The organism is Streptomyces sp. NPDC002133, from assembly GCF_040296405.1.
In the GTDB taxonomy this organism is placed as follows: domain Bacteria; phylum Actinomycetota; class Actinomycetes; order Streptomycetales; family Streptomycetaceae; genus Streptomyces.
The window spans coordinates 68,761-89,623 of sequence record NZ_JBEOXF010000004.1 but is presented as its reverse complement, the minus strand read 5'-3'; the positions used below and the strand labels follow the sequence as shown (position 1 = coordinate 89,623).

19 protein-coding genes and 1 pseudogene are annotated in these 20,863 nt (G+C 71.9%); 9 read left to right on the top strand and 11 right to left on the bottom strand.

What is annotated here, in order from left to right:
• Window positions 1-168 precede the first annotated feature (168 nt).
• Both ABT078_RS06780 and ABT078_RS06775 read left to right on the top strand, forming a co-directional pair.
• A complete protein-coding gene (locus tag ABT078_RS06780; RefSeq protein WP_351224570.1) occupies window positions 169-630 on the top strand; it encodes a cyclic nucleotide-binding domain-containing protein in 462 nt (153 codons plus the stop codon).
• A 29-nt stretch (window positions 631-659) separates the two neighbouring features.
• Window positions 660-947, top strand: a complete 288-nt coding sequence (locus ABT078_RS06775) for a DUF1876 domain-containing protein (RefSeq protein ID WP_351224568.1) — start codon at window positions 660-662, stop codon at window positions 945-947.
• 154 nt (window positions 948-1,101) lie between these two features.
• Here the strand turns inward: ABT078_RS06775 and ppk2 are convergent, their stop codons facing one another.
• Window positions 1,102-1,932 (bottom strand): polyphosphate kinase 2, encoded by an 831-nt coding sequence (gene ppk2 / locus ABT078_RS06770; protein ID WP_351224566.1) that lies wholly within the window; start codon window positions 1,930-1,932, stop codon window positions 1,102-1,104.
• Window positions 1,933-1,955: 23 nt separating this feature from the next.
• On the opposite strand from ppk2, the gene ABT078_RS06765 reads away from it, so the two are divergent.
• The 5 genes from ABT078_RS06765 to ABT078_RS06745 all read left to right on the top strand — a co-directional run bounded on the left by ABT078_RS06765 (window position 1,956) and on the right by ABT078_RS06745 (window position 8,689).
• Window positions 1,956-4,340 (top strand): phosphoketolase family protein, encoded by a 2,385-nt coding sequence (locus ABT078_RS06765; protein ID WP_351224564.1) that lies wholly within the window; start codon window positions 1,956-1,958, stop codon window positions 4,338-4,340.
• 111 nt (window positions 4,341-4,451) lie between these two features.
• The gene (locus ABT078_RS06760) at window positions 4,452-4,919 is read left to right on the top strand and encodes a universal stress protein (protein ID WP_351224562.1); all 468 of its coding nucleotides are present in this window, start codon (window positions 4,452-4,454) and stop codon (window positions 4,917-4,919) included.
• Between the two features lie 490 nt (window positions 4,920-5,409).
• Entirely contained in the window at window positions 5,410-6,492 is a 1,083-nt protein-coding gene (locus ABT078_RS06755; RefSeq protein ID WP_351225054.1) for an alcohol dehydrogenase catalytic domain-containing protein, read from the top strand.
• Window positions 6,493-6,506: 14 nt separating this feature from the next.
• Complete coding sequence (locus ABT078_RS06750) at window positions 6,507-7,286, top strand: helix-turn-helix domain-containing protein (protein WP_351224560.1); 780 nt, start codon at window positions 6,507-6,509, stop codon at window positions 7,284-7,286.
• Between the two features lie 770 nt (window positions 7,287-8,056).
• Window positions 8,057-8,689 carry an Rv1733c family protein gene (locus tag ABT078_RS06745; RefSeq protein ID WP_351224558.1) on the top strand — a complete coding sequence of 211 codons (633 nt, stop codon included), beginning with the start codon at window positions 8,057-8,059 and terminating at the stop codon, window positions 8,687-8,689.
• 126 nt (window positions 8,690-8,815) lie between these two features.
• Here ABT078_RS06745 and ABT078_RS06740 read toward each other — a convergent pair whose 3' ends face one another.
• The 3 genes from ABT078_RS06740 to ABT078_RS06730 form a co-directional block, all read right to left on the bottom strand.
• A complete protein-coding gene (locus ABT078_RS06740; protein ID WP_351224556.1) occupies window positions 8,816-9,805 on the bottom strand; it encodes an Acg family FMN-binding oxidoreductase in 990 nt (329 codons plus the stop codon).
• Window positions 9,806-9,830: 25 nt separating this feature from the next.
• Window positions 9,831-10,709: a universal stress protein gene (locus tag ABT078_RS06735; RefSeq protein ID WP_351224554.1), complete on the bottom strand. Its 879-nt coding sequence runs from the start codon at window positions 10,707-10,709 to the stop codon at window positions 9,831-9,833.
• Between the two features lie 205 nt (window positions 10,710-10,914).
• A complete protein-coding gene (locus tag ABT078_RS06730; protein WP_351224552.1) occupies window positions 10,915-11,616 on the bottom strand; it encodes a CBS domain-containing protein in 702 nt (233 codons plus the stop codon).
• Window positions 11,617-12,720: 1,104 nt separating this feature from the next.
• On the opposite strand from ABT078_RS06730, the gene ABT078_RS06725 reads away from it, so the two are divergent.
• Entirely contained in the window at window positions 12,721-14,445 is a 1,725-nt protein-coding gene (locus tag ABT078_RS06725) for a sensor histidine kinase (RefSeq protein ID WP_351225052.1), read from the top strand.
• A 62-nt stretch (window positions 14,446-14,507) separates the two neighbouring features.
• Here ABT078_RS06725 and ABT078_RS06720 read toward each other — a convergent pair whose 3' ends face one another.
• From ABT078_RS06720 to ABT078_RS06695, 6 genes are all read right to left on the bottom strand, one after another.
• Window positions 14,508-15,200, bottom strand: a complete 693-nt coding sequence (locus tag ABT078_RS06720; RefSeq protein WP_351224550.1) for a response regulator — start codon at window positions 15,198-15,200, stop codon at window positions 14,508-14,510.
• A gap of 228 nt (window positions 15,201-15,428) precedes the next feature.
• Window positions 15,429-15,656, bottom strand: coding sequence for a CBS domain-containing protein (locus ABT078_RS06715; protein WP_351224548.1), 228 nt, complete (start codon window positions 15,654-15,656; stop codon window positions 15,429-15,431).
• A gap of 457 nt (window positions 15,657-16,113) precedes the next feature.
• Window positions 16,114-16,704 (bottom strand): Rv1733c family protein, encoded by a 591-nt coding sequence (locus ABT078_RS06710; protein ID WP_351224546.1) that lies wholly within the window; start codon window positions 16,702-16,704, stop codon window positions 16,114-16,116.
• A gap of 4 nt (window positions 16,705-16,708) precedes the next feature.
• Window positions 16,709-17,221 (bottom strand): flavodoxin domain-containing protein, encoded by a 513-nt coding sequence (locus ABT078_RS06705; RefSeq protein ID WP_351224544.1) that lies wholly within the window; start codon window positions 17,219-17,221, stop codon window positions 16,709-16,711.
• Window positions 17,222-17,239: 18 nt separating this feature from the next.
• A complete protein-coding gene (locus tag ABT078_RS06700; protein ID WP_351224542.1) occupies window positions 17,240-18,559 on the bottom strand; it encodes a GNAT family N-acetyltransferase in 1,320 nt (439 codons plus the stop codon).
• A 44-nt stretch (window positions 18,560-18,603) separates the two neighbouring features.
• Entirely contained in the window at window positions 18,604-19,128 is a 525-nt protein-coding gene (locus ABT078_RS06695; protein ID WP_351224540.1) for a hydrogenase maturation protease, read from the bottom strand.
• A gap of 158 nt (window positions 19,129-19,286) precedes the next feature.
• Here ABT078_RS06695 and ABT078_RS06690 point away from each other — a divergent pair.
• Window positions 19,287-19,484 (top strand): annotated as a pseudogene (locus ABT078_RS06690) (BBE domain-containing protein); the annotation flags it as partial.
• Window positions 19,485-19,829: 345 nt separating this feature from the next.
• Here ABT078_RS06690 and ABT078_RS06685 read toward each other — a convergent pair.
• Window positions 19,830-20,822, bottom strand: coding sequence for an extracellular catalytic domain type 1 short-chain-length polyhydroxyalkanoate depolymerase (locus ABT078_RS06685; RefSeq protein ID WP_351224538.1), 993 nt, complete (start codon window positions 20,820-20,822; stop codon window positions 19,830-19,832).
• Window positions 20,823-20,863: the final 41 nt, after the last annotated feature.

The following is a 20,863-nucleotide window of genomic DNA, read 5'->3' as shown; positions in this document are numbered from 1 at the left end:
GCCCCGGTGGTCCGCAGCGCGCTCGCGAGCGATCGCAGACCCGTTCGGGCCCGCGGGTCGAGCCGAACGGCCCATGCCCGCGGCGCACCGCGGGCGCAGGCTGGAGCGAGAACGGCCGGTAGCCCCTGCGGACTCGCCGCCCGGTCCCGGCCCTTGGGAGGACAGTCCATGACCGGCACATTTCTCTATGGCCTTCCGTCGGACGAGTGCGACCGCCTGATGACGTGCTCCCACGAGGTCGTGATCCCGGCAGGCACACGGATCTTCGACGAGGGCGACCCCGCGGACCGGTTCTGGATCATCCGTACCGGCGCGGCCACCCTCGACCTCCAGGCCCCTGGCAGCCGAGCCGCCACGGTCGACACGCTGGGCCACGGTGATCTGCTCGGATGGTCGTGGCTGGTCCCTCCGTACACCTGGCGGCTGGGCGCCGAGGCGTTCAGCCTGGTACGGGCCCATGAGTTCGATGCCCGGGCGGTGCGGGCGCTGTGCGAGGCGGAGCCCGCGCTCGGCCTGGCCCTCACGCGGCGCGTTCTCGACGTGGTCGCACACCGGCTGCAGACCACCCGGATCCGGCTTCTGGATCTCTACGCACCCCACGGCAGCGGAACGATGCAGGTGCCGCAGTGAGCCTGCGGCGCGCGGACGGAGCGGGCGTCATGACACGAACGGCGGAGTGGAAGATCCGGCTGTATCTGTTCGAGGAGGACGGGACCACCAAGGCACGCGTGGACCTGGACACCGGGACCACGGTGCTCACCGGCCACGGAGTCGCGCGGTGCAGGCCCGACGACACGGATGTTCCGGAGATCGGCGACGAACTGGCCGCGAGCCGCGCCGTCCAGGACCTCGGGCGCCGCCTGATGATCGCGGCCTACGGCGACATCGAGACCCTGCGCGGCGCCCACCTGCCGCCGACGGCGGATGCGCCCGGCAGCATCGGCTGAGCGCCGGCCGCCGCACGGGCCGTACGGTCCCCATCGGAGCCCGTCCGCCCTCCCCGGGCCCCGGCCGAGCGCCGGACCGGGGCACGGAGGGCGTTTCCCGTCGGTGTCGTGCCCTGGGGGAGTGAGGCCGGTGCCGCGACTGCTCCGTCCGCGACTACTCCGCCTGCTCGATCAGGCGTGCCGCATGGTCGGGAACGTAGGACTGCAGATCCCTGGGAGGCCGCTGGTACCCGGTGCCCGGCGGCCGTGCCGGCAATTCGATCACCGGCAGCCGGACCGCCTCGTACGGAACCGTCGACAGCAGATGCGCGATCATGTTCAGCCGCGCCCTCCGCTTGTCGTCGCTCTCGACGACGTACCAGGGGGCCTCCGGGATGTCGGTGTGGACGAACATGTCGTCCTTCGCCCGGGAGTACGCCTCCCATCGGGTGAGCGACTCGAGGTCCATCCCGGAGATCTTCCAGCGGCGGGTGGGGTCGGCCAGCCGCCGGCGGAACCTCTCCTCCTGGACCGCGTCGCTCACCGAGAACCAGTACTTGCGCAGCAGGATGCCGTCCTCGACCAGCATCCGCTCGAAGATCGGGCACTGGTGAAGGAAGCGCTGGTGCTCCTCCTTGGTGCAGAAACCCATGACGCGTTCGACACCCGCGCGGTTGTACCAGCTCCGGTCGAACAGGACGATCTCTCCTGAGGCGGGAAGGTGCTCCGTGTAGCGCTGGAAGTACCACTGCGTGCGTTCACGCTCGGTGGGCGCCGGGAGGGCGACGATCCGCGCGACCCTGGGATTGAGGTGTTCGGTGACCCGTTTGATCGTGCCGCCCTTGCCGGCCGCGTCCCGCCCTTCGAACACCACGACCAGACGGGCGCCCTCGGCACGTACCCATTCCTGCAGCTTCACCAGCTCCGTCTGCAGGCGCAGCAGCTCCCGCTCGTACAACGAGCGCGACATCGCCGCCTGCCGGCCGGTGTGTTTCTTGTCTGCCATGCAACGACGTTACGGAGGGTCTGATGGTCACGGTCAAGCGTCACGGCCGGACGGCTTTGAGCCGGAAGGAACTGCGCGACCTGGACGCGCACTGGCGGGCGGCGAACTTCCTGGCCGCGGGGCAGATCTATCTGATGGGCAACGCGCTGCTGACCGAGCCGTTGCGACCTGAGCACATCAAACCGCGCCTCCTCGGGCACTGGGGCACGTCACCCGGACTCAATTTCGTCCACACCCATCTCAACCGTGTGATCAAGGCACGTGACCTGCAGGCCCTATGCGTCTGGGGCCCCGGCCACGGCGGGCCCGCCGTGCTGGCCAACTCCTGGCTGGAGGGCAGCTACAGCGAGACGTACCCGGACGTGAGCCGGGACGAGGCCGGCATGAACCGGCTCTTCCGCCAGTTCTCGTTCCCCGGCGGGGTGCCCAGCCATGTCGCCCCCGAGACACCCGGCTCCATCCACGAAGGCGGTGAGCTGGGCTACGCCCTCGCACACGCCTACGGGGCCGCCCTGGACAATCCCGGGCTGCTGGTCGCCTGTGTGATCGGCGACGGAGAGGCCGAAACCGGGCCGCTGGCCGCCTCCTGGCACTCCAACAAGTTCCTCGACCCCGTTCACGACGGGGCGGTACTGCCGATCCTGCACCTCAACGGCTACAAGATCGCGAACCCGACCGTGCCGGCCCGGCTGCCGCAGAACGAACTCGACGATCTGCTGCGCGGCTACGGCCACGAGCCCCTGCACGTCACCGGGGACGACCCCATGGACGTGCACCGGGCCATGGCCGCCGCGATGGACCGGGCAGTGGAGCGCATCGCCGGCATCCAGCGGACCGCCCGTGCCGGAAAGAGCAGCGAACGGCCGCGATGGCCCCTGATCGTCCTGCGCACCCCCAAGGGCTGGACCGGACCCGCACGCGTCGACGGCCAACCCGTCGAGGGCACCTGGCGGGCCCACCAGGTCCCGCTGGCGGGCGTCCGTGACAATCCCCGGCATCTCGCCCAACTCGAGGCGTGGCTGCGCTCGTACCGTCCGGAGGAACTCTTCGACGAGACCGGTGGGCCCCGCCCCCACGTGCTCGCCTGCGTCCCGGAAGGAGACCGCAGGCTCGGTGCCACCCCGCACGCCAACGGCGGCCTTCTCCTGCGCGACCTGCCCGTCGCGCCGCTGGAGCGTTTCGCCGTGCCCGTCGACAGCCCGGGAGCGACGCTGCACGAGCCCACCCGCGTGCTCGGCGACCTCATCGCCCAGATCATGCGGGACTCCGCAGAGCACCGGAACTTCCGCCTGGTCGGGCCGGACGAGACCGCCTCCAACCGGCTGCAGGCCGTCTTCGACGCAACGGGAAAGGCGTGGCAGGCCGAAATCGTCCCGACCGACGAGCATCTGAGCCGGGACGGCCGGGTGATGGAGATCCTCTCCGAGCACTGCTGCCAGGGCTGGCTGGAGGGCTACCTGCTCACCGGACGGCACGGGCTGTTCTCCTGCTACGAGGCCTTCGTCCACATCGTCGACTCGATGGTCAACCAGCACATCAAATGGCTCAGGACCTCGCGGCAGCTGTCGTGGCGGGCACCGGTCGCCTCCCTCAACTATCTGCTCACGTCACACGTCTGGCGCCAGGACCACAACGGCTTCTCGCACCAGGACCCCGGATTCGTCGACCACGTCCTCAACAAGAGCCCCGAAGTGGTGCGCGTCTATCTGCCACCGGACGCCAACACCCTGCTCTGCGTGGCCGACCACGCGCTGCGCAGCCGGGACTACGTGAACGTGATCGTCGCCGGCAAACAGCCCTGTTTCGACTGGCTCACCCTCGACGAGGCCCGTACTCACTGCGCCCGCGGCGCCGGCGCATGGGAGTGGGCCGGGACCGAGACCGCGGGGCGCGCCCCCGACGCCGTACTGGCCTGCGCCGGGGACGTGCCGACGCAGGAGGTCCTGGCCGCTGCCGGACTGCTGCGGCAGCACCTCCCGGACCTCGCCGTCCGCGTCGTGAACGTCGTCGACATGACGCGGCTGCTGCCCCAGGGGGAGCACCCGCACGGGATGCCGGACTCCGAGTACGACTCCCTCTTCACCCGCGACAAGCCCGTGATCTTCGCCTACCACGGCTACCCCTGGCTGGTGCACCGCCTCGCCTACCGCCGTGCCGGGCACCCGAACCTGCACGTGCGCGGCTACAAGGAGTTCGGGACGACCACGACGCCGTTCGACATGGTCGTCCGCAACGACCTGGACCGCTACCGCCTGGTGATGGACGTCATCGACCGCGTCCCCGGTCTGGGCGTCCGGGCGGTGGCCGTGCGCCAGAGGATGGCCGACGCCCGGACCCGGCACCATGCGTGGATCCGGGAGCACGGAGTCGACATGCCGGACGTCGCCGACTGGACCTGGGAGAGCTGAAAGGCGCCCCCGTCCGCTCCTGGAGGCGCTCCTCACGGCGGCCCTTGCCTGGCGGAATACCCAGGAGACGCGCAGCGTGGAAGACGGGATCTGTGAGAGAGGTGGAACAGCATGGGCACGAGCGAACCGGCTCCGCGCATCGTCGTGGGCGTCGACGGCTCGCCCTCGTCCTACGGGGCGCTGCGCTGGGCCGTCCGGCACGCCGCTCTGATCGGGGCGACGGTTGACGCGGTGGCGGCGTACGAGCTGCCGGGGGCTCACGGGTGGTCGGCTCCCGCGGTGGATGCCGATTTCGACGCGGAGGCCGCCCAGGAAGGTCTCGTCCGCGAGGTACGCGAGGTGCTCGGCGAGACCGGTGAGACCCGGGTGCACGAGCGTCTGGTACGGGGCAACCCGGCCGAGGTGCTGCTGAACGCGTCTGAAGGAGCCGAACTGCTGGTGGTCGGCCACCGCGGCCGTGGCGGGTTCACCCGCATGCTGCTCGGTTCGGTGAGCCAGCAGGTCACACAGCACGCGCCGTGTCCGGTCGTCATCGTCCGCCCGGAGGTCGTGAAGGGCGCCGGGAACGAAGCGGCCTGACGCGCTGAAAGGTGCTCGGGCCCTGGGGCTGATCCTGGTCATGACGTCGTTCACGGTGTACGGGCGGCCGACCATGGCGGGATTCCTCTCCGACGCGCGGAAGCGGCGCCGGCACGGTGCCGAGCGCTCCGCATGACGGTCACGGGTGGCTCGTCACCTCAGCCTCCGGCGGTGACCCGGCGTGCGGACAGGGCCTGGTGGGCCCACCCACAGGACCGAACGGCTCAGATCGGACGCCGTCACCTGCGCTGCCGGTTGAGACGCTGCCGGTGGCGGCGCCGCAGCGCGGCCCGACCCTGGGAGGAGCCGCCCTCCGGCAAGGAGGCGTTCGTGGTCGCGCCGCCCGAAAGGGCCGACAGGGCCTGCCGGAGGCCCGTCCGGCCCAAGCGGCCGCCCCGCCCGCCGGGACAACCTGACGGTGACCGCCGATTCGGGCAGCGGGGCCGTCCCGGCAGCAGGTGAACAGGGCAGCACCGAGAGAGGCCACCTCATGAAGGCACTGGTCTTCCAGGGACCGGGCAGGACCGCGTGGCAGGATGTACCGGACCCGGGCATCAAGGACGCGGCGGACGCGATCGTCCGCGTCGACGCTGCCACCATCTGCGGCACCGACCTGCACATCATCAAAGGCGACGTGCCCGAGGTGGCCCCGGGCACGATCCTCGGACACGAAGCCGTCGGCGAGGTCATGGAGACCGGCGGGGACGTCCGCACGGTGCGCGCGGGCGACCGGGTGCTGGTCTCCTGCATCTCCGCGTGCGGCCGCTGCCGGTTCTGCCGGGAGAACAGGTACGGCCAGTGCCGCGGAGGCTGGGTCCTGGGACACCTCATCGACGGCACCCAAGCCGCATACGTACGCGTGCCCTTCGCCGACCTGTCGGTGCACCCGTTGCCCAGCAGCGTCGACAGCCACGACGCCGTCCTGCTCGCCGACATCTTCCCCACGGCCTACGAGGTAGGTGTCCTGAACGGCAACGTCAGGCCCGGTGACACGGTCGTCGTGGTCGGTGCCGGGCCGATCGGGCTCGCGGCGATCGTCACCGCCCGCCTCTACACCCCGGGGCGGATCATCGCGATCGACCTCGCCGAGTCGCGTCTGGCGGCCGCCCGCGCACTGGGCGCCGACGCCACGGCAAACGCCGGCGAGCGGCCGGAGCAGCTGGTCGACGACCTGACCGAAGGGCTCGGAGCCGATGTCGTCATGGAGGCCGTGGGCGTGCCCGAGTCCTTCGAAATGTGCACCCGGATGGTGTGTCCCGGAGGCCGCGTCGCCAACATCGGTGTGCACGGCAAACCCGCGGCGCTGCACCTCGAGGATTTGTGGATCAAGGACGTGACCATCACCACGGGCCTCGTCGACACACACTCCGCACCGCTGCTGCTGCGCATGATGGCTACCAACCGGCTGCCCGCGTCCTCACTGGTCACCCATCGCTTCGCGCTGGGGCAGATGGAGGAGGCCTACGACGTCTTCTCCCGCGCCGCCGAGACCGGCGCGCTCAAGGTGGCGCTGGGCGGACCCGGGCACGACGCCGTCGCCCGCTCCGCGGCAGAGCCGCCGGCGGCATCGTGAAGGAGGTGAGAAACGTGCCGAGGAACGTGCCGAGGGAGACCTCCGGGAATGCGGGCGCCGACACCGTGCACGGCCGGCGCACCGATCTCGGGCGACGGATCGCGGCCCGGCGTGAGGAACTCGGGCTGACCCGGGACGAACTGGCGGACCGCAGCGGAGCCGCCACCGCCTACGTCGAGTACATCGAGGAGCGTGCGGCAACGCCCGGGATCGGCGTCATGCTGCGGCTCGCCGACGCGCTGGGGACCACGGTCGCCGAACTGACCGGAGGCACGTTCGACCGGCCGCCGGGCAGAAGCGGCGCCGCCCGCAACGCACAACTGCGCGAACTCGACGAAGAGGAGTGCCACCGGCTGCTGTCCATGCACGGGGTGGGAAGAGTGGCCGTGTTCACGCCGGACGGTCCGTCGGTCGTACCGGTCAACTACCTGTTCAGCGATGCCGGGATCGCCTTCCGCACCGCCATGGGCTCCGTCCCTGCCTGCGCCGACGGTGCCGACGTCGCCTTCGAGGTGGACCACATCGACGATGCCTTCAGCCAGGGCTGGAGCGTGCTCGTCGTGGGACGCGGCCGAGCCGTCACCGACGAGGACGAGGTGCGACGGCTGGAGGCCGAAGCGCACTCCCTGCCCTGGGCCGGAGGAGAGCGGGACCTCTGGCTGGTGATCGCTCCCACTCGGATCACCGGCCGCCGGGTCGTCGATCCCGAAGGAGGTCCCCGGGGAGGTCCCGCGGAAGATCCGGAGGCATCGGGGGGCGGCGGCAGCCCGGCCGGCCGGCAGCCGCCGGACTGAGCGCAGCGGCACCGGTACCGGCCGGCGCGGACGGGCCGAACGGCCCCACAACGGGACTGAACGCCCCAAGACACCGGTCGGGCCGAGGAGGGACGGTGACAGGGACGGGGCTCCCTGTGGAGGGATCCGAGGCGGAGCGGATCCCGTGCAGGGCAGCGCCGGGGACGCAAGGAAGGACGCGTCATGACCGCCAAGCGCGTGCTCGTGGCCTGCGGCAGCACACACGGTGCCACCGCCGGCATCGCAGGCGAGATCGGCCGGGGCCCTGAGCGACGACGGCTACGGGACGGCCGTGCCCCCGGCCTGCTGCGTCAGGGACGTCAGCGGCTACGACGCCGTGGTGCTCGGCAGCTCGCTCCACGCGGGACACTGGCACCGCGACGCCCGGCGCCGTGCCGAGCCCAACGCGCGGTAGCTCTGCGCGAGCGGCCCGTCCGGCTCTTCAGCGGCGGCCCCGTGGACAGCTCCGCCGAGCAGGGCGACACTCCGCCGGTGCCCGGTGCCCGGTGCCCGGTGCCCGGTGCCCGGTGCCCGGTGCCCGGTGCCCGGTGCCCGGTGCCCGGTGCCGCCAAGGTCATGGACCGGGTGCACGCCCGCGGGCACGTCCCCTTCGGCGGCAGCGCCACCACGCCCGGCTGGATCGCGCGATACCTCGTACGCCACGGGGAGGGCGGCGACTTCCGGAATCCCGAACGCATCCAGCACTGGGCCCACCGGATCGGAACTCACCACGGCCCCGTGAAGCGGAGCCTCGCGCGCCGGAGGTCCCCATGTCCCCGACCCCTTCGCAGTCCGGGGAGAACCCGCACCGCACCACCCTGCGCCGGCATCTGCGGCGTGCTGCGGGCCGTGATCCCAGCCCGCTCACCCGCCGGGCCGACCGGTCACGCAGCAGAGCGGTCCTCGCCCTCGTCGCGTCCCTGCCGCTCGCCCTGGCCGTCGGCTCCGCCGCCGGGGTGGCCACGTGGGAGACGATAAGCAGCGAGGCCGGCGTCGAAGCACCGCACCGGCATCACATCAGTGCGAGGACCGTGACCGCGGCCGAACGGGACCCCGGCGAGACCCGGAGTGAAGCGGGCTCGGAGGCCACGGCCCGCGTGGTCTGGCGTTTCCCGCCGTCCCGTCAGCACACGGGCACGCTCCACGTTCCGTCCGGCACCCCGGCAGGTACCACCGTCAAGGTCTGGGTGGACGACGCCGGCGACCGGGCCTCGCCGCCCCGCTCCGACCGGGATGTCGCCGTGAGCGCGGCCGCTGCGGGCCTGGTCGTCGGCGGCGGGCTCTCCCTCGCGGCCTGCGGCGTCGTGTCGCTGCGCCTGCGTGTTCTGGAGAGCAGGACGCTCGCGCAGTGGGAGCGCGAGTGGGAGAAGGTGGAACCGCTCTGGACCGCTTCGGGTCGCTGAAACCTCTGTGCGTCTGCAGTCGCATCCGCCGCACGACGGCGGTGTCCGTGAGCGACGGCGGTGTCCCCACGGGACCGTCATGACACGCGGTTCCCACGGGACCGTCAGGCCACGCGCGGGGACGCGTCACACGATGTCGAGGACCTCACCCACCGGACGGCGTGGGGTCGCCGGGCCCGTGGGACCGTATCCGAGGCGGATCACCATCTGCACGTGGCCCATCGCCGATCCCGGATCGCGCACGGCCCACCGCAGTTCGGGCCATTCGAGGGCCTGCGACGTCAGGGACGTGACCAGCCCGTCCGCAGTGGCCTGGAGCAGGACCCGCTCCATGGCCTGGCCGGCCCGCAGCCAGTCCACGGGAGTGTCGGTCGCCGTGCCCAGCAGGGCGAGACGGGGCAGCTTCTCGAAGGTGGCGGAGTCGCGGTCCGGAACCGGCCGCCGGCCGGCGAAGTCCCGCACGGGCGCGGTGACGTCATGCTGCCGGGGGCCGAACGCATAGGCGGTGATTCCCTCCGGGCGGGGCGCGCCCTCCCCGGTGTCCGTGTGCGTCCAGCGGTCCGTCTCGGCGCGCGCGGCCGCGTCCATCGCCTCGCGGCCCTCCGCGTCGTGGACCAGGTCCAGTACCGACTGCACATGCCAGGCGTCGGGCACGTACAGATGGGCGCCTTCCAGGAGCGCGGCGCCGCACAGCCCGGCCAGGATGCCGTCGGGGATCTCCTCGTCCGTGAAGGGGAGCCTGCTGGTGTGCCGCCTGCGGATGGCGGGGTGGAGGACGGCGAGATCGTCGTCGGGGCGCACGGGTCCGGCAAGACTCACCTCGGCGAGCAGCCAGGCGTCGGCGGGGTCGGGGAGCAGCGTGGTGAGGGGTTCCCTGCCCGCGTGCGCGGCCGCCACCCGCAGGTTGAACAGCGCGGCGCCGCAGCCCAGATGGAGGGCACGGTGTTCCGGGTCCGTCCTGGGCATGGCACGCTCGGGATCGCCGCGCACCTGCAACAGGCCGCTGTCGCGCACGAACCGGAATGCCCAGGGCTGGGCGTTGTGCATGGAGGGGGCCGACGTGGCGTCCTCCACGAGGCCGGTCACTGCTGCGGTGTCGAGTGGTGGTGAAGGCACGGAAATCTCCTGCCGGACGAAGCGGTCAGTCATGGGCCACGACCGCGATCGGTGCGGCGCAGTGGTGCATCACCCCGTGGGCGACGGGGCCGATGTGCGCACCCAGGGGAGTTCTGCGGATGCGCCGGCCGACGACGACCAGATCCGCGTCGGCGGCGGACTCCACCAGCTGCTGCGCGGGAGCGCCGATGAGTGTTCTCTCGACGGCCTTCACCGACGGGAACCTCTCCCGCCAGGGCGTCAGCAGGTCGCCGAGCGCCCCCGCGACCTGCCGCGCAATCTCCCGCTCGATTCCGGGGTCCGCGTTCGGGGCGTAGCGGAGAAGAGGCGCGACCTTCCAGGCGTACACGGCCTGCAGGGCGCAGTCCCGCCGTGCGGCCTCGTCGAAGGCGAAGGCCAGGAGCTTGTCGCAGGACTGGTGGATGTCGACGCCGACGACCAGGTCGCGGTAGTGGCCGGTGTGGACGGGCGGCGGCTCGTCCGGCTGCCGTGGTGCCCGGACGAGAACGACCGGCTGCTCGGTGGCACCGATCGTGGCCACGCCGACCGAGCCGATGAGAAAGCCCGTGAACCCGCTCAGCCCGCGGGAACCGAGCACCAGCATGTCCGCCCGGCCCGCCTCGACGGACAGGGCGGCCGCGGGCCTCCCGCACAGCCGCCGGGTGGTGATCTCCAGCGTGGGCCGGCGTCGCCGCAGATCGTCGGCCGCCTCGTCGAGCATCCTGTCCACCCAGCGGAGCTGCTCGGTCGGGCCGGCGACAGGAACGGCCGCGGACATGGGCCACTCGTCCGAGTTGACGAGGCACAAGGGCACCTTGCGCAGCAGGGCCTCGTCGGCGGCCCACTCGGCTGCGGCCAGGCCTTCGGGCGACCCGTCCACGCCGACGGTCACGTGGCTCGTCATGGTGCGGACCTCCTCGGGGCCGCGGGCGCGGTGACGCCTCCAGCGTCACGGCGGGGAGCGGACGGCAGCAGGGGGCGAGGGTCTCTCGCCGGCGCCGAACGGCCCCTCGACCGATTCTCGCCCACGCGGCCGTACGCAGCAGCCCGCACACGGCCCGCGGACCCCGGCCCCAGGAGCCACCGGTCCGTCCCGACGATCGCCTCGCTCACCGGAGAACCCCGTCAGCGGTCCGCTCGCTCGGTGCCCGGGAGTCCTCGACACGCGCGGTGAGGCGGTCGGTCACCGACACCACTCCGTCCAGCTGCTCCGTCAGGCGCAGCAGGACGGGGATCTCACTGCGCTTCTCCAGCAGCCCCTCCAACGTGACCACGCCGTCGACGACATGAACGCCCACGGCGTCGGGCGCGAGACCCAGGGTGTCCACGAGGACCTCTGCGATCACCCGGCGGCGGATCTCCGGGTCGGGGCGCAGAAACACCTGGAGCAGGTCGCGCCGGGTGACGATGCCCACGAGGCGGTCCTCCTCGTCGACCACGGGCAGGCGCTCGACACTGCGCCGGAGCATGGTCCTGGCGGCCTCCGCGACCGTGTCGTCGGCATGCACGGTGACGGCGGGCCCGGTCATCAGCTCTGCGGCGGTGAGCGCGTCGCGTTTGTCGCTGTCCGGGACGGGACCGGCACCGTGCGCGGGAGGCCGGCGTCCCCGCCCGGCGGACCCGGCCGATGCCTGCCGCACCAGGAGATCGCTCTCGGAAACGACGCCGAGCACCCTGTCGTCCTCGTCGAGCACGGGCAGGCCGCTGATGTCGTGTTCCGCGAGCTGCTTGGCGACATCCTTGAACGGCGTCGACGGGACGACCGAAACGACCTCGCCCACCATCAGGTTCCCGACCTTGCTGTGCTTCATCCCGGCCACTCCTGTCGTTGTGGTCCCAGGACCACCATGCACCGGTCGGGGCGTCCCGTTCGAGGGCCGAAAGGGCCGGGTGCCGGGACCGACAGGGCCCGGACCTGCCGCCACGCGGCGACGTGTGCCCCGCCGCGTCCGGCCGGCCCGACGAGGGTGGAGCGCTCGACACGCAGGCCCACCCTCGGCCGACGGTTCCGCAGGCGCGCCGGCGGAACCGCCCGGCACGGCCGCAGCGCTGCCGCGCGGGGCCGGCCGGGGACTGTTGGGCCCTGGTGGTGTCCCGCTTCGGGTGCTTCCATGGAAGTGACGGAAAGGGTCTCTGCAGAGGACGCGGAGAAGCGGTCGGCGACCGTGCACCGTGCAATCAGGATCCGCGAGAAGCGGATGGGCCCTTTCCGCCGTTTGTCGTGCGGAACCGGTCCTGGCCGGGGTTTCCCGCACGGTCTTCCGGCTCTCTCCGCGGCGGCTCGACGTCCGGGCCGGCGGAGGCTGTCCTACGCGTAGCCGATCATCTGGTGCACGGTGACCACGGGGACCACGGGGACCACGGGGACCACGGTGACCACGGAGCGGCGGAGGCGCTCGACAACGGGGATGCCCGCCCCGCTCCTCGACCTCGCCGGTCAGGGGCACCACTCCCACGCTCACGACGATCCGCGCCCATTCGGGGGCCGGCCCCGGTGTCCGGCCCAGTGCGTCCCTGCCGATCTCGTCGCCGATGGCCTCGATCCCGACGCAGGAAGGCCCGCAGCAGGTCGCTCCGGCCGACCATGCCGATGAGCTTTCCCGCCCTCTTCGACCATCGGAAGCCGCTTCACCTTGCTGCGGCCCATCGTTCCGGCCGTCTCGACGATGTTCCACGCCGGCCGTGCCGTGATCGCGGGAGCGGTCGTCAGGGCCTTCGCCGCCTACGGGAGAACGCAGAGCCGAACGGCCCCGGAACCGGGCTGGTCGCCCCAGCTCCGCGGCTCCGGACCAGCGGCACCTGAGAGAACTCACCGGACACGGGCAGGAGCGGGCGCGCCCGGCGCGAGGGCTTGCGTCGAGCTACCGTGAGATTGCGCGAAGCGCATCGTGATCGTCGACACCCGCGGAGGAGTCATGGGCGGGGACGTCCCGAGCGGCTCTGGCCAGGCTCCCCGGCTGCGGCTCGACCAGCTCCTCGAAGAGCTCCAGGTGCGCATCGACGAGGTCCGCGGCACCAGGGACCGACTCAACGGGCTGCTGGAGGCCGTCATCTCCGTGGGCAGGGGACTGGACCTGGCGCAGGTGCTCCGCGAGATCGTGGAGGCCGCCGTCGTCCTCGTGGACGCCGAGTACGGCGCGCTCGGGGTGATCGGCGACGACAAGAGGCTGTCCCAGTTCCTCCCGGTGGGCATCAGCGACCGGCTCCGCGAGCAGATCGGCGATCTGCCGTCCGGACACGGGCTGCTCGGGGAACTGATCAGGCACCCCCATCCGCTGCGTCTGCCGGAGCTGTCCGAGCACGCGGCCTCGTCCGGCTTCCCCGAACATCATCCGCCGATGCACTCGTTCCTCGGAGTGCCCATCCGCGTGCGGGAAGACGTGTTCGGGAACCTCTATCTGACGGAGAAGCGCGGTGGGGTCGAGTTCGACGCCGAGGACGAGTCGGTGCTCTCCACGCTGGCCGTCGCGGCGGGCATCGCGGTCGACAACGCGCGGCTCTTCGAGGAGGTCCGCCTCAGGGAGCAATGGCTCGCCGCCAGCGCCGAGTTCAGCAGCGCCCTGCTCTCCGGATCCTCCGAGGCCCACGTGCTGGAGATGATGCTGGGCAGTGCCCGGCGGATCACGGGGGCCGAGCTGGGCGTCGTCTATCTGGTGGAGCGGGGCGGAGAACTGCGCGCGGCCCTCGCGCTCGGCGAGGGTGCCGAGCGACACCGGGGCGTGACGCTGCCGAGGCGCGAGGGCACGCTCGCCACGGCCGCGCTGCACAGCGAGGAGGGCTTGATCGCCACCCCTGACGTGGCCAACGACCCCCGCGTCACCTTCCAGCCGGGTCGCTGGAAGGACTGCGGACCCGCGGTGGCCGTCCTGGTGGGTGACAAGGACAGCCTGCGCGGCGTGCTGATGCTCGCCCGCGGTGTCGGCCGCCCCGCCTTCACCGATACGGAGACCGCGCCCCTGTGCGGTTTCACCGGCCAGGCCGCCCTCGCCCTCGAACTGGCCGACCGGCGACGGGACGCCGAGCAGATGGTTCTCCTCGCCGATCACGACCGGATCGCCCGGGACCTGCACGACCTTGCGATTCAACGGCTGTTCGCGACCGGCATGACGCTCCAGAGCGCCCAGCGCTTCGTGCAGCACCCCGAGGCATCCGAGCGCCTGGGGCGTGCCATCGACGACCTCGACGCCACCATCAAGATCATCCGCTCGACCATCTTCGGGCTCCGCGAACACGAGGCGCCCGCTGCGTCACCCGGACTCAGAGTCCGAGCCGTACGGTGCGTCGAGGATGCCACCCGGACGCTCGGCTTCGCCCCGGCGCTGAGCATGGAGGGCCTGATCGACACCGACGTGACGCGCCCGATCGTCGACGAGGTCATCGCCGTGCTCGGTGAGGCCCTCGCCAACGTGGCCCGCCATGCCAGGGCCTCCAGGGCCGAGGTCTCGATCGTCGCGAACGCCGGGACGCTCACCGTGTCCGTGACCGACGACGGTGTCGGCATCGCGCCCGACGGCAGGCGAAGCGGGCTGCGCAATCTGGTGGAACGCGCCGAGTCGCTGGGCGGCGGGCTGGGCGTGGCGCCGGGGGCCTGCGGCGGTACCCGACTGGTGTGGCGGGTACCGCTGCCTGGAAGGCAGTGAGAGGAGGACATCGGTGAGCACCGGACTCACCGAGGCTCCGGAGCGTCCCGGGTGACCGTCCGTCAGTGATGCGGTTCCTCGTGCTCGTGGAACTGTGCCGCGATGACGGCGGCCTGGACACGGCGTTCCACACCGAGCTTCGACAGCAGCCGCGAGATGTGGTTCTTGACGGTCTTCTCCGACAGATAGAGCTTCTTGCCGATCTGACGGTTGGTCAGTCCCTCGCCGATCAGATCGAGTACGGCCCGTTCCCGGTCCGTGAGGACGGCGAGCCGTTCGTCCTCGGCCGGATGGGCGGCTTCGGGGTCGCGCAGCGTATGCATCAGCCGTGCGGTCGTGGCGGGATCGAGCATCGACTGCCCCGTCGCGACGGTGCGTACGGCGGAGACCAGGTCCGATCCCTTGATCTGCTTGAGCACGTATCCGGCTGCCCCGGCCATGATCGCGTCCAGCAGAGCGTCCTCGTCGTCGAAGGACGTCAGCATGAGGCAGGCGAGATCCGGCATGCGTGAGCGCAGGTCGCGGCAGACGGTGATGCCGTCTCCGTCGGGTAGCCGGACGTCGAGAACCGCGACATGGGGGCGCAGCGCCGGACCCCGGGCCAGGGCCTGCTCGGCCGTCCCGGCCTCGCCCACCACCTCGATGTCGGATTCGCCGTCGAGCAGGTCGTGCAGGCCACGCCGGACGACCTCGTGGTCGTCGAGGAGGAACACCCGGATGGGCGCCTCCGCCGAGAAGACCGGTGCCTCGGACATGTGAGCCTCTTGCAGGTCTGGTGATCCCTCTTGATCATGTCGCCCCGGGCGTACGGCGCAACAGGGCCGAACGGTCCCCATCATCCGCCCACGGTCAGGGTTCGCGCGCAGTGGGCGGCTCGGATTCGGCCGAACGTCCGCCACGCCCTCGACCGCGGACACACCCCGCGCCGGCAGCGGGATCAGGGCCCCGTCCCGGAGCTCGCCCTCCGATCACCTCTTCGTCGCTCACGGAGACTTCCGTCCGTCCGCCCGGCGGGCGGCAGCCCCTCGATGACGCTGCGTCGGATCTCGTCGGCGATCTCCTGATCGGGGCGCAGGAACGACCTTCAGCAGCTCGCTGCGGTTGTCGACGCCGTCCAGCATGCCGACGCCGTCGACGACGGGCATCCGCTTCACTCGCCTGCGCGCCATGACCCGGGCGTCATCGGCGATGGTGACGCTCGCGTGGACCATGACGGCAGGGGCCGACACCGGCTCACCGGCGGTGACGGCCCCGCCTCGGCGGCATCGGACAGCGGCCGGTCGAGCCGGGTCAGGTCGTTGTGGCGGTGTTCCTCCTCGGCCGGCGGATGGGGCTCCGGGACCACACCGATCACGCGGCCTTCGCCCTCCCCGACGGGCAGGGCGCTGACCGTCCACCGCTCCATCGCTGACCGTCCACCGCTCCATCGGCGTGACGAACTCCTCAGGCTCCTCAGGCTCCTCAGGCACCTTAGGCTCCTCAGGGCCGACTTCGCGCCCCACGGCGACGGCGGTGTGCGTCATGACCTCGCTCACGGTGCGTGAGGGGAATCGGCATGGCTGCTCCTCAACTGTTCCCACTCTGTTCCGGGCTCGACGCGCGCTCGCCCGCCGATCCAGCCAGAGGACGGGTGGCCCCTGGCACGGCCCGTTCGGCGCGCCGGGCCCGTCAGACCCCGCGGCGGCTCCACTCCGGTTCGGTGCGGGCCCATTCCCGCTCCCACTCGGCCATCCGGTGTCTGTCGGCCGTCCGGCGTACCGCCGTCCGTGTCCCGGCGACGCCGAGCGCGCTGAGGGCCGCCGCCACACTGCCGGCGGCGAAGCTCTCCAGCCAGATGTCCGCGTCAGACTTGGGAGCAGCGGTCACACGGCCTCGCCCGTCCAGCCAGACATCGGCGCGCTCTCCGCGCCTCGAGCCCGCGGACACCGGTGCGACGCCCTCTCGCACACCGCCCTCCGGAGTGGTCCAGCGGACGGGGACCGGGTACGACTCCACCTCCACGGCCCCTTCGGCCGCGGGGACCGGCAGGGGCGCGTCCTGGAGGAGCACGGCCCGTACGCGTTCCCGGCCCGATGCCTGCTCCGCCGCGGTCGTCCGTCCCTCGTGATGCACCGACCAGCCGACGGCCAGCCCCGCCGCGGGAGCACCGAGGACCAGCACGGTCCCGAGAGCGAGCGCGGTCCACCTCTCGACGTCATCCGACCTGCGGCGCAGCGGATTGTCGCGCCGACGGCCGTGGGACCGCAACCGGTGAAGCATGGGATCACCACCGTTCCGGTTCGATCGCCACCAGGTCGGCGGCGATCCGCTCGGCCCACTCGGCGATCCGATGGAAGTCGCGGAAGTCCCCGCCGCGGCCCTGCTCGAGGATCATCCGGGCGATGCGCCCCCGCGCACCCTCCTGCAGCCGGCCACCGAACGTGGCATGCTCCTCCGCCCCCAGCCGGCGCTCCGCCCGACGGGCACCCGGCACCGGCGCGATCTCCCGTTCCGATGCGGACGGGTCCAGCGGGCCGCTGCTGAACAGCCACACCCGCCGCTCGGCGAGGGCGTGGCGGTGGCGCCGGGCGAAGCGCCGCGCGTCCCGGTGCCAGCGCCCCGCATAGAGCGCGCCGCCGAGCACGACGACGTCGTACGGGCCGACGTCCCCCACCTCGGCCGCGGGCCGCACGTCGACCCGCAGCCCTTCGTCGCGCAGCACGGAACCGATGAACCGGGCTATCTCCGCCGTGGAGCCGTTCCTGGTGCCGTATGCCACAAGGGCCGTACGCGCCATCCGGATCCACACCCTTCGTCAGAGTCCGGGAGGCCGCTCGAGCGGCATGTCCGCCGAGCCCGGGACCGAGCGCTGGGGATGCGCGTCGTCGACACGGAAGGAAAGGCGATCGACGACGTCGATCACTCCGTCGACCTGGCGGGTCATGCGCAGGACCACGGGCATCTCGCTGCGGCGTTCGAGCTGACCGGACAGGGTCACGACGCCGTCGCGCACCTCGACGCCCACGGTCGCGGGAGCGAGCCGGAGCGCGCGGACCAGGACCTCGTCGATCACCTCCCCGCGGATCTCGGCGTCCGGCCGCAGAAAGACCTGGAGCAGATCGCGCCGGGTGACGATGCCGACGAGGCGGTCCTCCTCGTCCACCACGGGAAGTCGTTCGACACGGCGCTCGGCCATGGTCCGTGCGGCCTGGGCGATCGACTGTTCGGCGTGGACGGTGATGGCCGGGTGGGTCATCAGCTGACCCGCGTTGCGGGCGAGCGCCCCGGACTCCCGGGCCCGTGCCTTTCCGGTGCGGGCGGGCCGGCGGAACCGGTGGGCGGACTCAGGGTCGTCGTCCCCGGACCGATGGAGCATCAGGTCGGTCTCGGAGACCACCCCGAGCACCTGCTCGTCGTCGTCGACCACGGGAAGGCCGCTGATCCGGTACTGCTTCAGCAGCTGGGAGACCTCCGTGAACGGGGTCTCGTACGTGGCCCGGACAACCTCACTCGTCATCACGGAGCCGACCATGTCGTGCTTCACGGCCTGTCCTTCCTTCAGCGGAGCCGGCGCAGATAGGGGTCGGACATCCACCGCGGACAGATAGGTCTCGTCCTCGGTGAGCCGGACCGTGCAGCGCACCTCGGGCCCCTCGAAGTGCCGTGAGACGCCGAGCCCGAGGTCGCCGAAGACCTTCAGCACCTCGTGGTTCTCCGACAGCGCGTCGGCGCTGAACGCGGTGATCCCGTCGGACCGCGCCAGGGACACGAGGTGCTCCAGCAGCAGCGTGCCGACCCCTCGGTGGTGCCAGCCGTCCGAGACGGCCAGACCCACGTCCGCCTCGGTGCCCTCGGTGAGCCGCTCGTACTCGCCCAGCCCCACGACCTCGTCGCCCGATTCGGCCAGCAGCGCCCGGCGCCGGGAAGCGGCGGGGGCGCACATCCGGTCGGCATCGTGCCGGGGGTTGTCGCGGTTCATGGTGAAGAACCGCAGCCGCAGGTTCTCCGGGGACATCCCCTCGTACAGCCGCAGCACCTGCGGACGGTCCCCGGGCAGGACCGTGCGGATGCGCACGGTCGTGCCGTCCGCGAGGAGGGCGTGAGCCTGTGGTGGCGCCGGCGACGTGTCGGTCATGATCAACCTCTCGGGGGCGGGGCGGTCCTGGTGCTCCGCGCCGCTCACGGGACGTGCATCGCGGGTTGCCGGTCGTACGCGACCGCGCACCGGTGCAGGGCGACGTCGTCCTCGATGCGCTCGGCCACCCGCTCGACCTCGGCGGCGATCGTCGGTGAGAGTCCGCTGCCCAGCGAGGAGTCGACCCCCTGGACGGCGTACACGACGAGCCGTCCGGGCAGGCGTCCGAAGATCCGGGAGAGCTCGATGCCCTCGGCGAGCACATGTCCGTGGGAGTGGGCACGCGAGGGACCCGCGAGCTGCCGGCCGTCCAGTTCCAGCCGGACCACCCTGCCCGGCTGATCCGGGTACGCGTGCGCTGAGTCCACGACGACGGCGAGATCCGCTTCGTGCCACAGAGCGATGAGCCGGCCCGGGTCTCCGTCGCAGGTACTGAGCGCCGTGCCGCGTGGCAGCGGCCGGTGGGCCGCGCGTGTCCGCAAGGCGTCGACGACCGCCAGGCCCACCCCGTCGTCGTGCCTGAAGTCGTTGCCGAGGCCGATGAGCGCGATTCGCGTCCGGGGTTCCATGGCGGTTCCTCCCGTCCGTACACCGCCCACGCTCGTTGATCGCCGACCTTCCGCGCATGGGCCGAACGGCCCTGGCACCCGGGCCGCCCCGTCCCTCCCGTCCCGACTCCGCGCGGTGAGGACGCCGAATCCGGGATCACCGGCACCAGGCGACCATCGACTGGACCCGCGCCTTCGTCGCCGCGCTCCGGCCCCACTCCCTGGCCGGCGGCTACGTCAATTTCATGGACCACGACGACCAGGGCCAGGACCGCGTACGGACCAACTACCGCCAGAAATACGACCGGCTGGCGCACTTCAAGCGGCGCTACGACCCCGGCAACCTGTTCCGCCTGAACCACAACATCACGCCCTGAGGACCGTCTTCGCTCCGACGGCTCGGGCGGTGAGCCGCTCGACCGCCTTCACGACCCGGCCCGACCCGTTCTCCGTAGCCGTCTCCTTCGCCGAGGCGGGCCTCAGCGGGCACTTCAGGGGGCTCCTGATCGCCCGCACGCTGCGTGGCCGGGGTGCGACCGTTGGTGCGACCCGTCAGCCGGCGGGCCGTGCGGGTGAGATGCGCCTGGTCGCCGAAGCCCCCAGGGCCGCCACGCCGGCTGTCCCTTCCGGCGACCGTGGTCCTCTCTCATCCGTTCGTTCCACCCCAGAGTCCGTCGTGCCGGTCATCGGGTCCGGCGGGTTCGGACATCGAGATCAGGGGCTCAGCCGAGGCCCCAGCCATGGCCGAGCCGGTACGCCGCGCACAGATTCACATCCAGCGCGTACGCCCCGGTCGTTCCGCACTGCGTCGCCGCGGCACCCGGATCGACCGGCTGACCGTGACCCATGCCGGTGATGCCGTACGTCTCCACGACCGCCTTCCCCGACGGGGCCCGGTACACCCGGTGCGGGTACCCGGCGACGGTGTCGCTCGTGTCGGCGGTCTGGTCGGCGCCGTGGACGTCCGTCCACTGGCGCATCAGATCGTCCATGTTGACCGGCTTCACGGTGTAGTCCGCCGTCCCGTGCACGACCGTCATAGCGGGCCACGGACCGGTGTATCCCGGCCGGGCCGCCCGCACCCGGTCGCCCCATTGGCGGGGCGTCTGCGTCGCGCCGACGTACATGCACACGTACGGGGAACCGGCCGCCTGCGCGCAGCCGTACGGCAGCCCCGCGACGACCCCGCCCGCGGCGAACTTCTCGGGGTACGCGGCCATCATCACCGCCGTCATGCCGCCACCGGCCGACAGCCCGGTGACGTACATGCGGGCCGGGTCGCCGGACACGTCCGCGAGCTGGCGGTCGGTCATCTGGGCGATGGAGGCGGCCTCGCCCTGGCCGCGGGCGATGTCGCCCGCCTGGAACCAGTTGAAGCACGAGCTCGCGTTGTTGGCGGACGTCTGCTGCGGCAGGACGAGCGAGAAGCCCCAGCGGTCGGCGAGTTCCGTCCAGCCGCTGCCGGTGCCGTAGCCGGCGGCGTTCTGGGTGCAGCCGTGCAGCACCACGACGACGGGGCGGCCGGCGGGCAGGCCGTCGGGGACGTAACGGAACATGCGCAGGGCACCGGGATTGGAGCCGAAGCCGGTGACTTCCTGGACGACCGGAGCGGCGGCGGCCGACGGAAGCGGTAACACGGGGAGGAAGGCGAGCGCGGCGAGCAGGGCCGGCAGCCGGCTGCGAAGACGCTGTGATGTGGCTCTCAGTGAGTTCATGGGGCCGGACGGTAGAGGCGGAGCCCGCGGTGCGGACATGG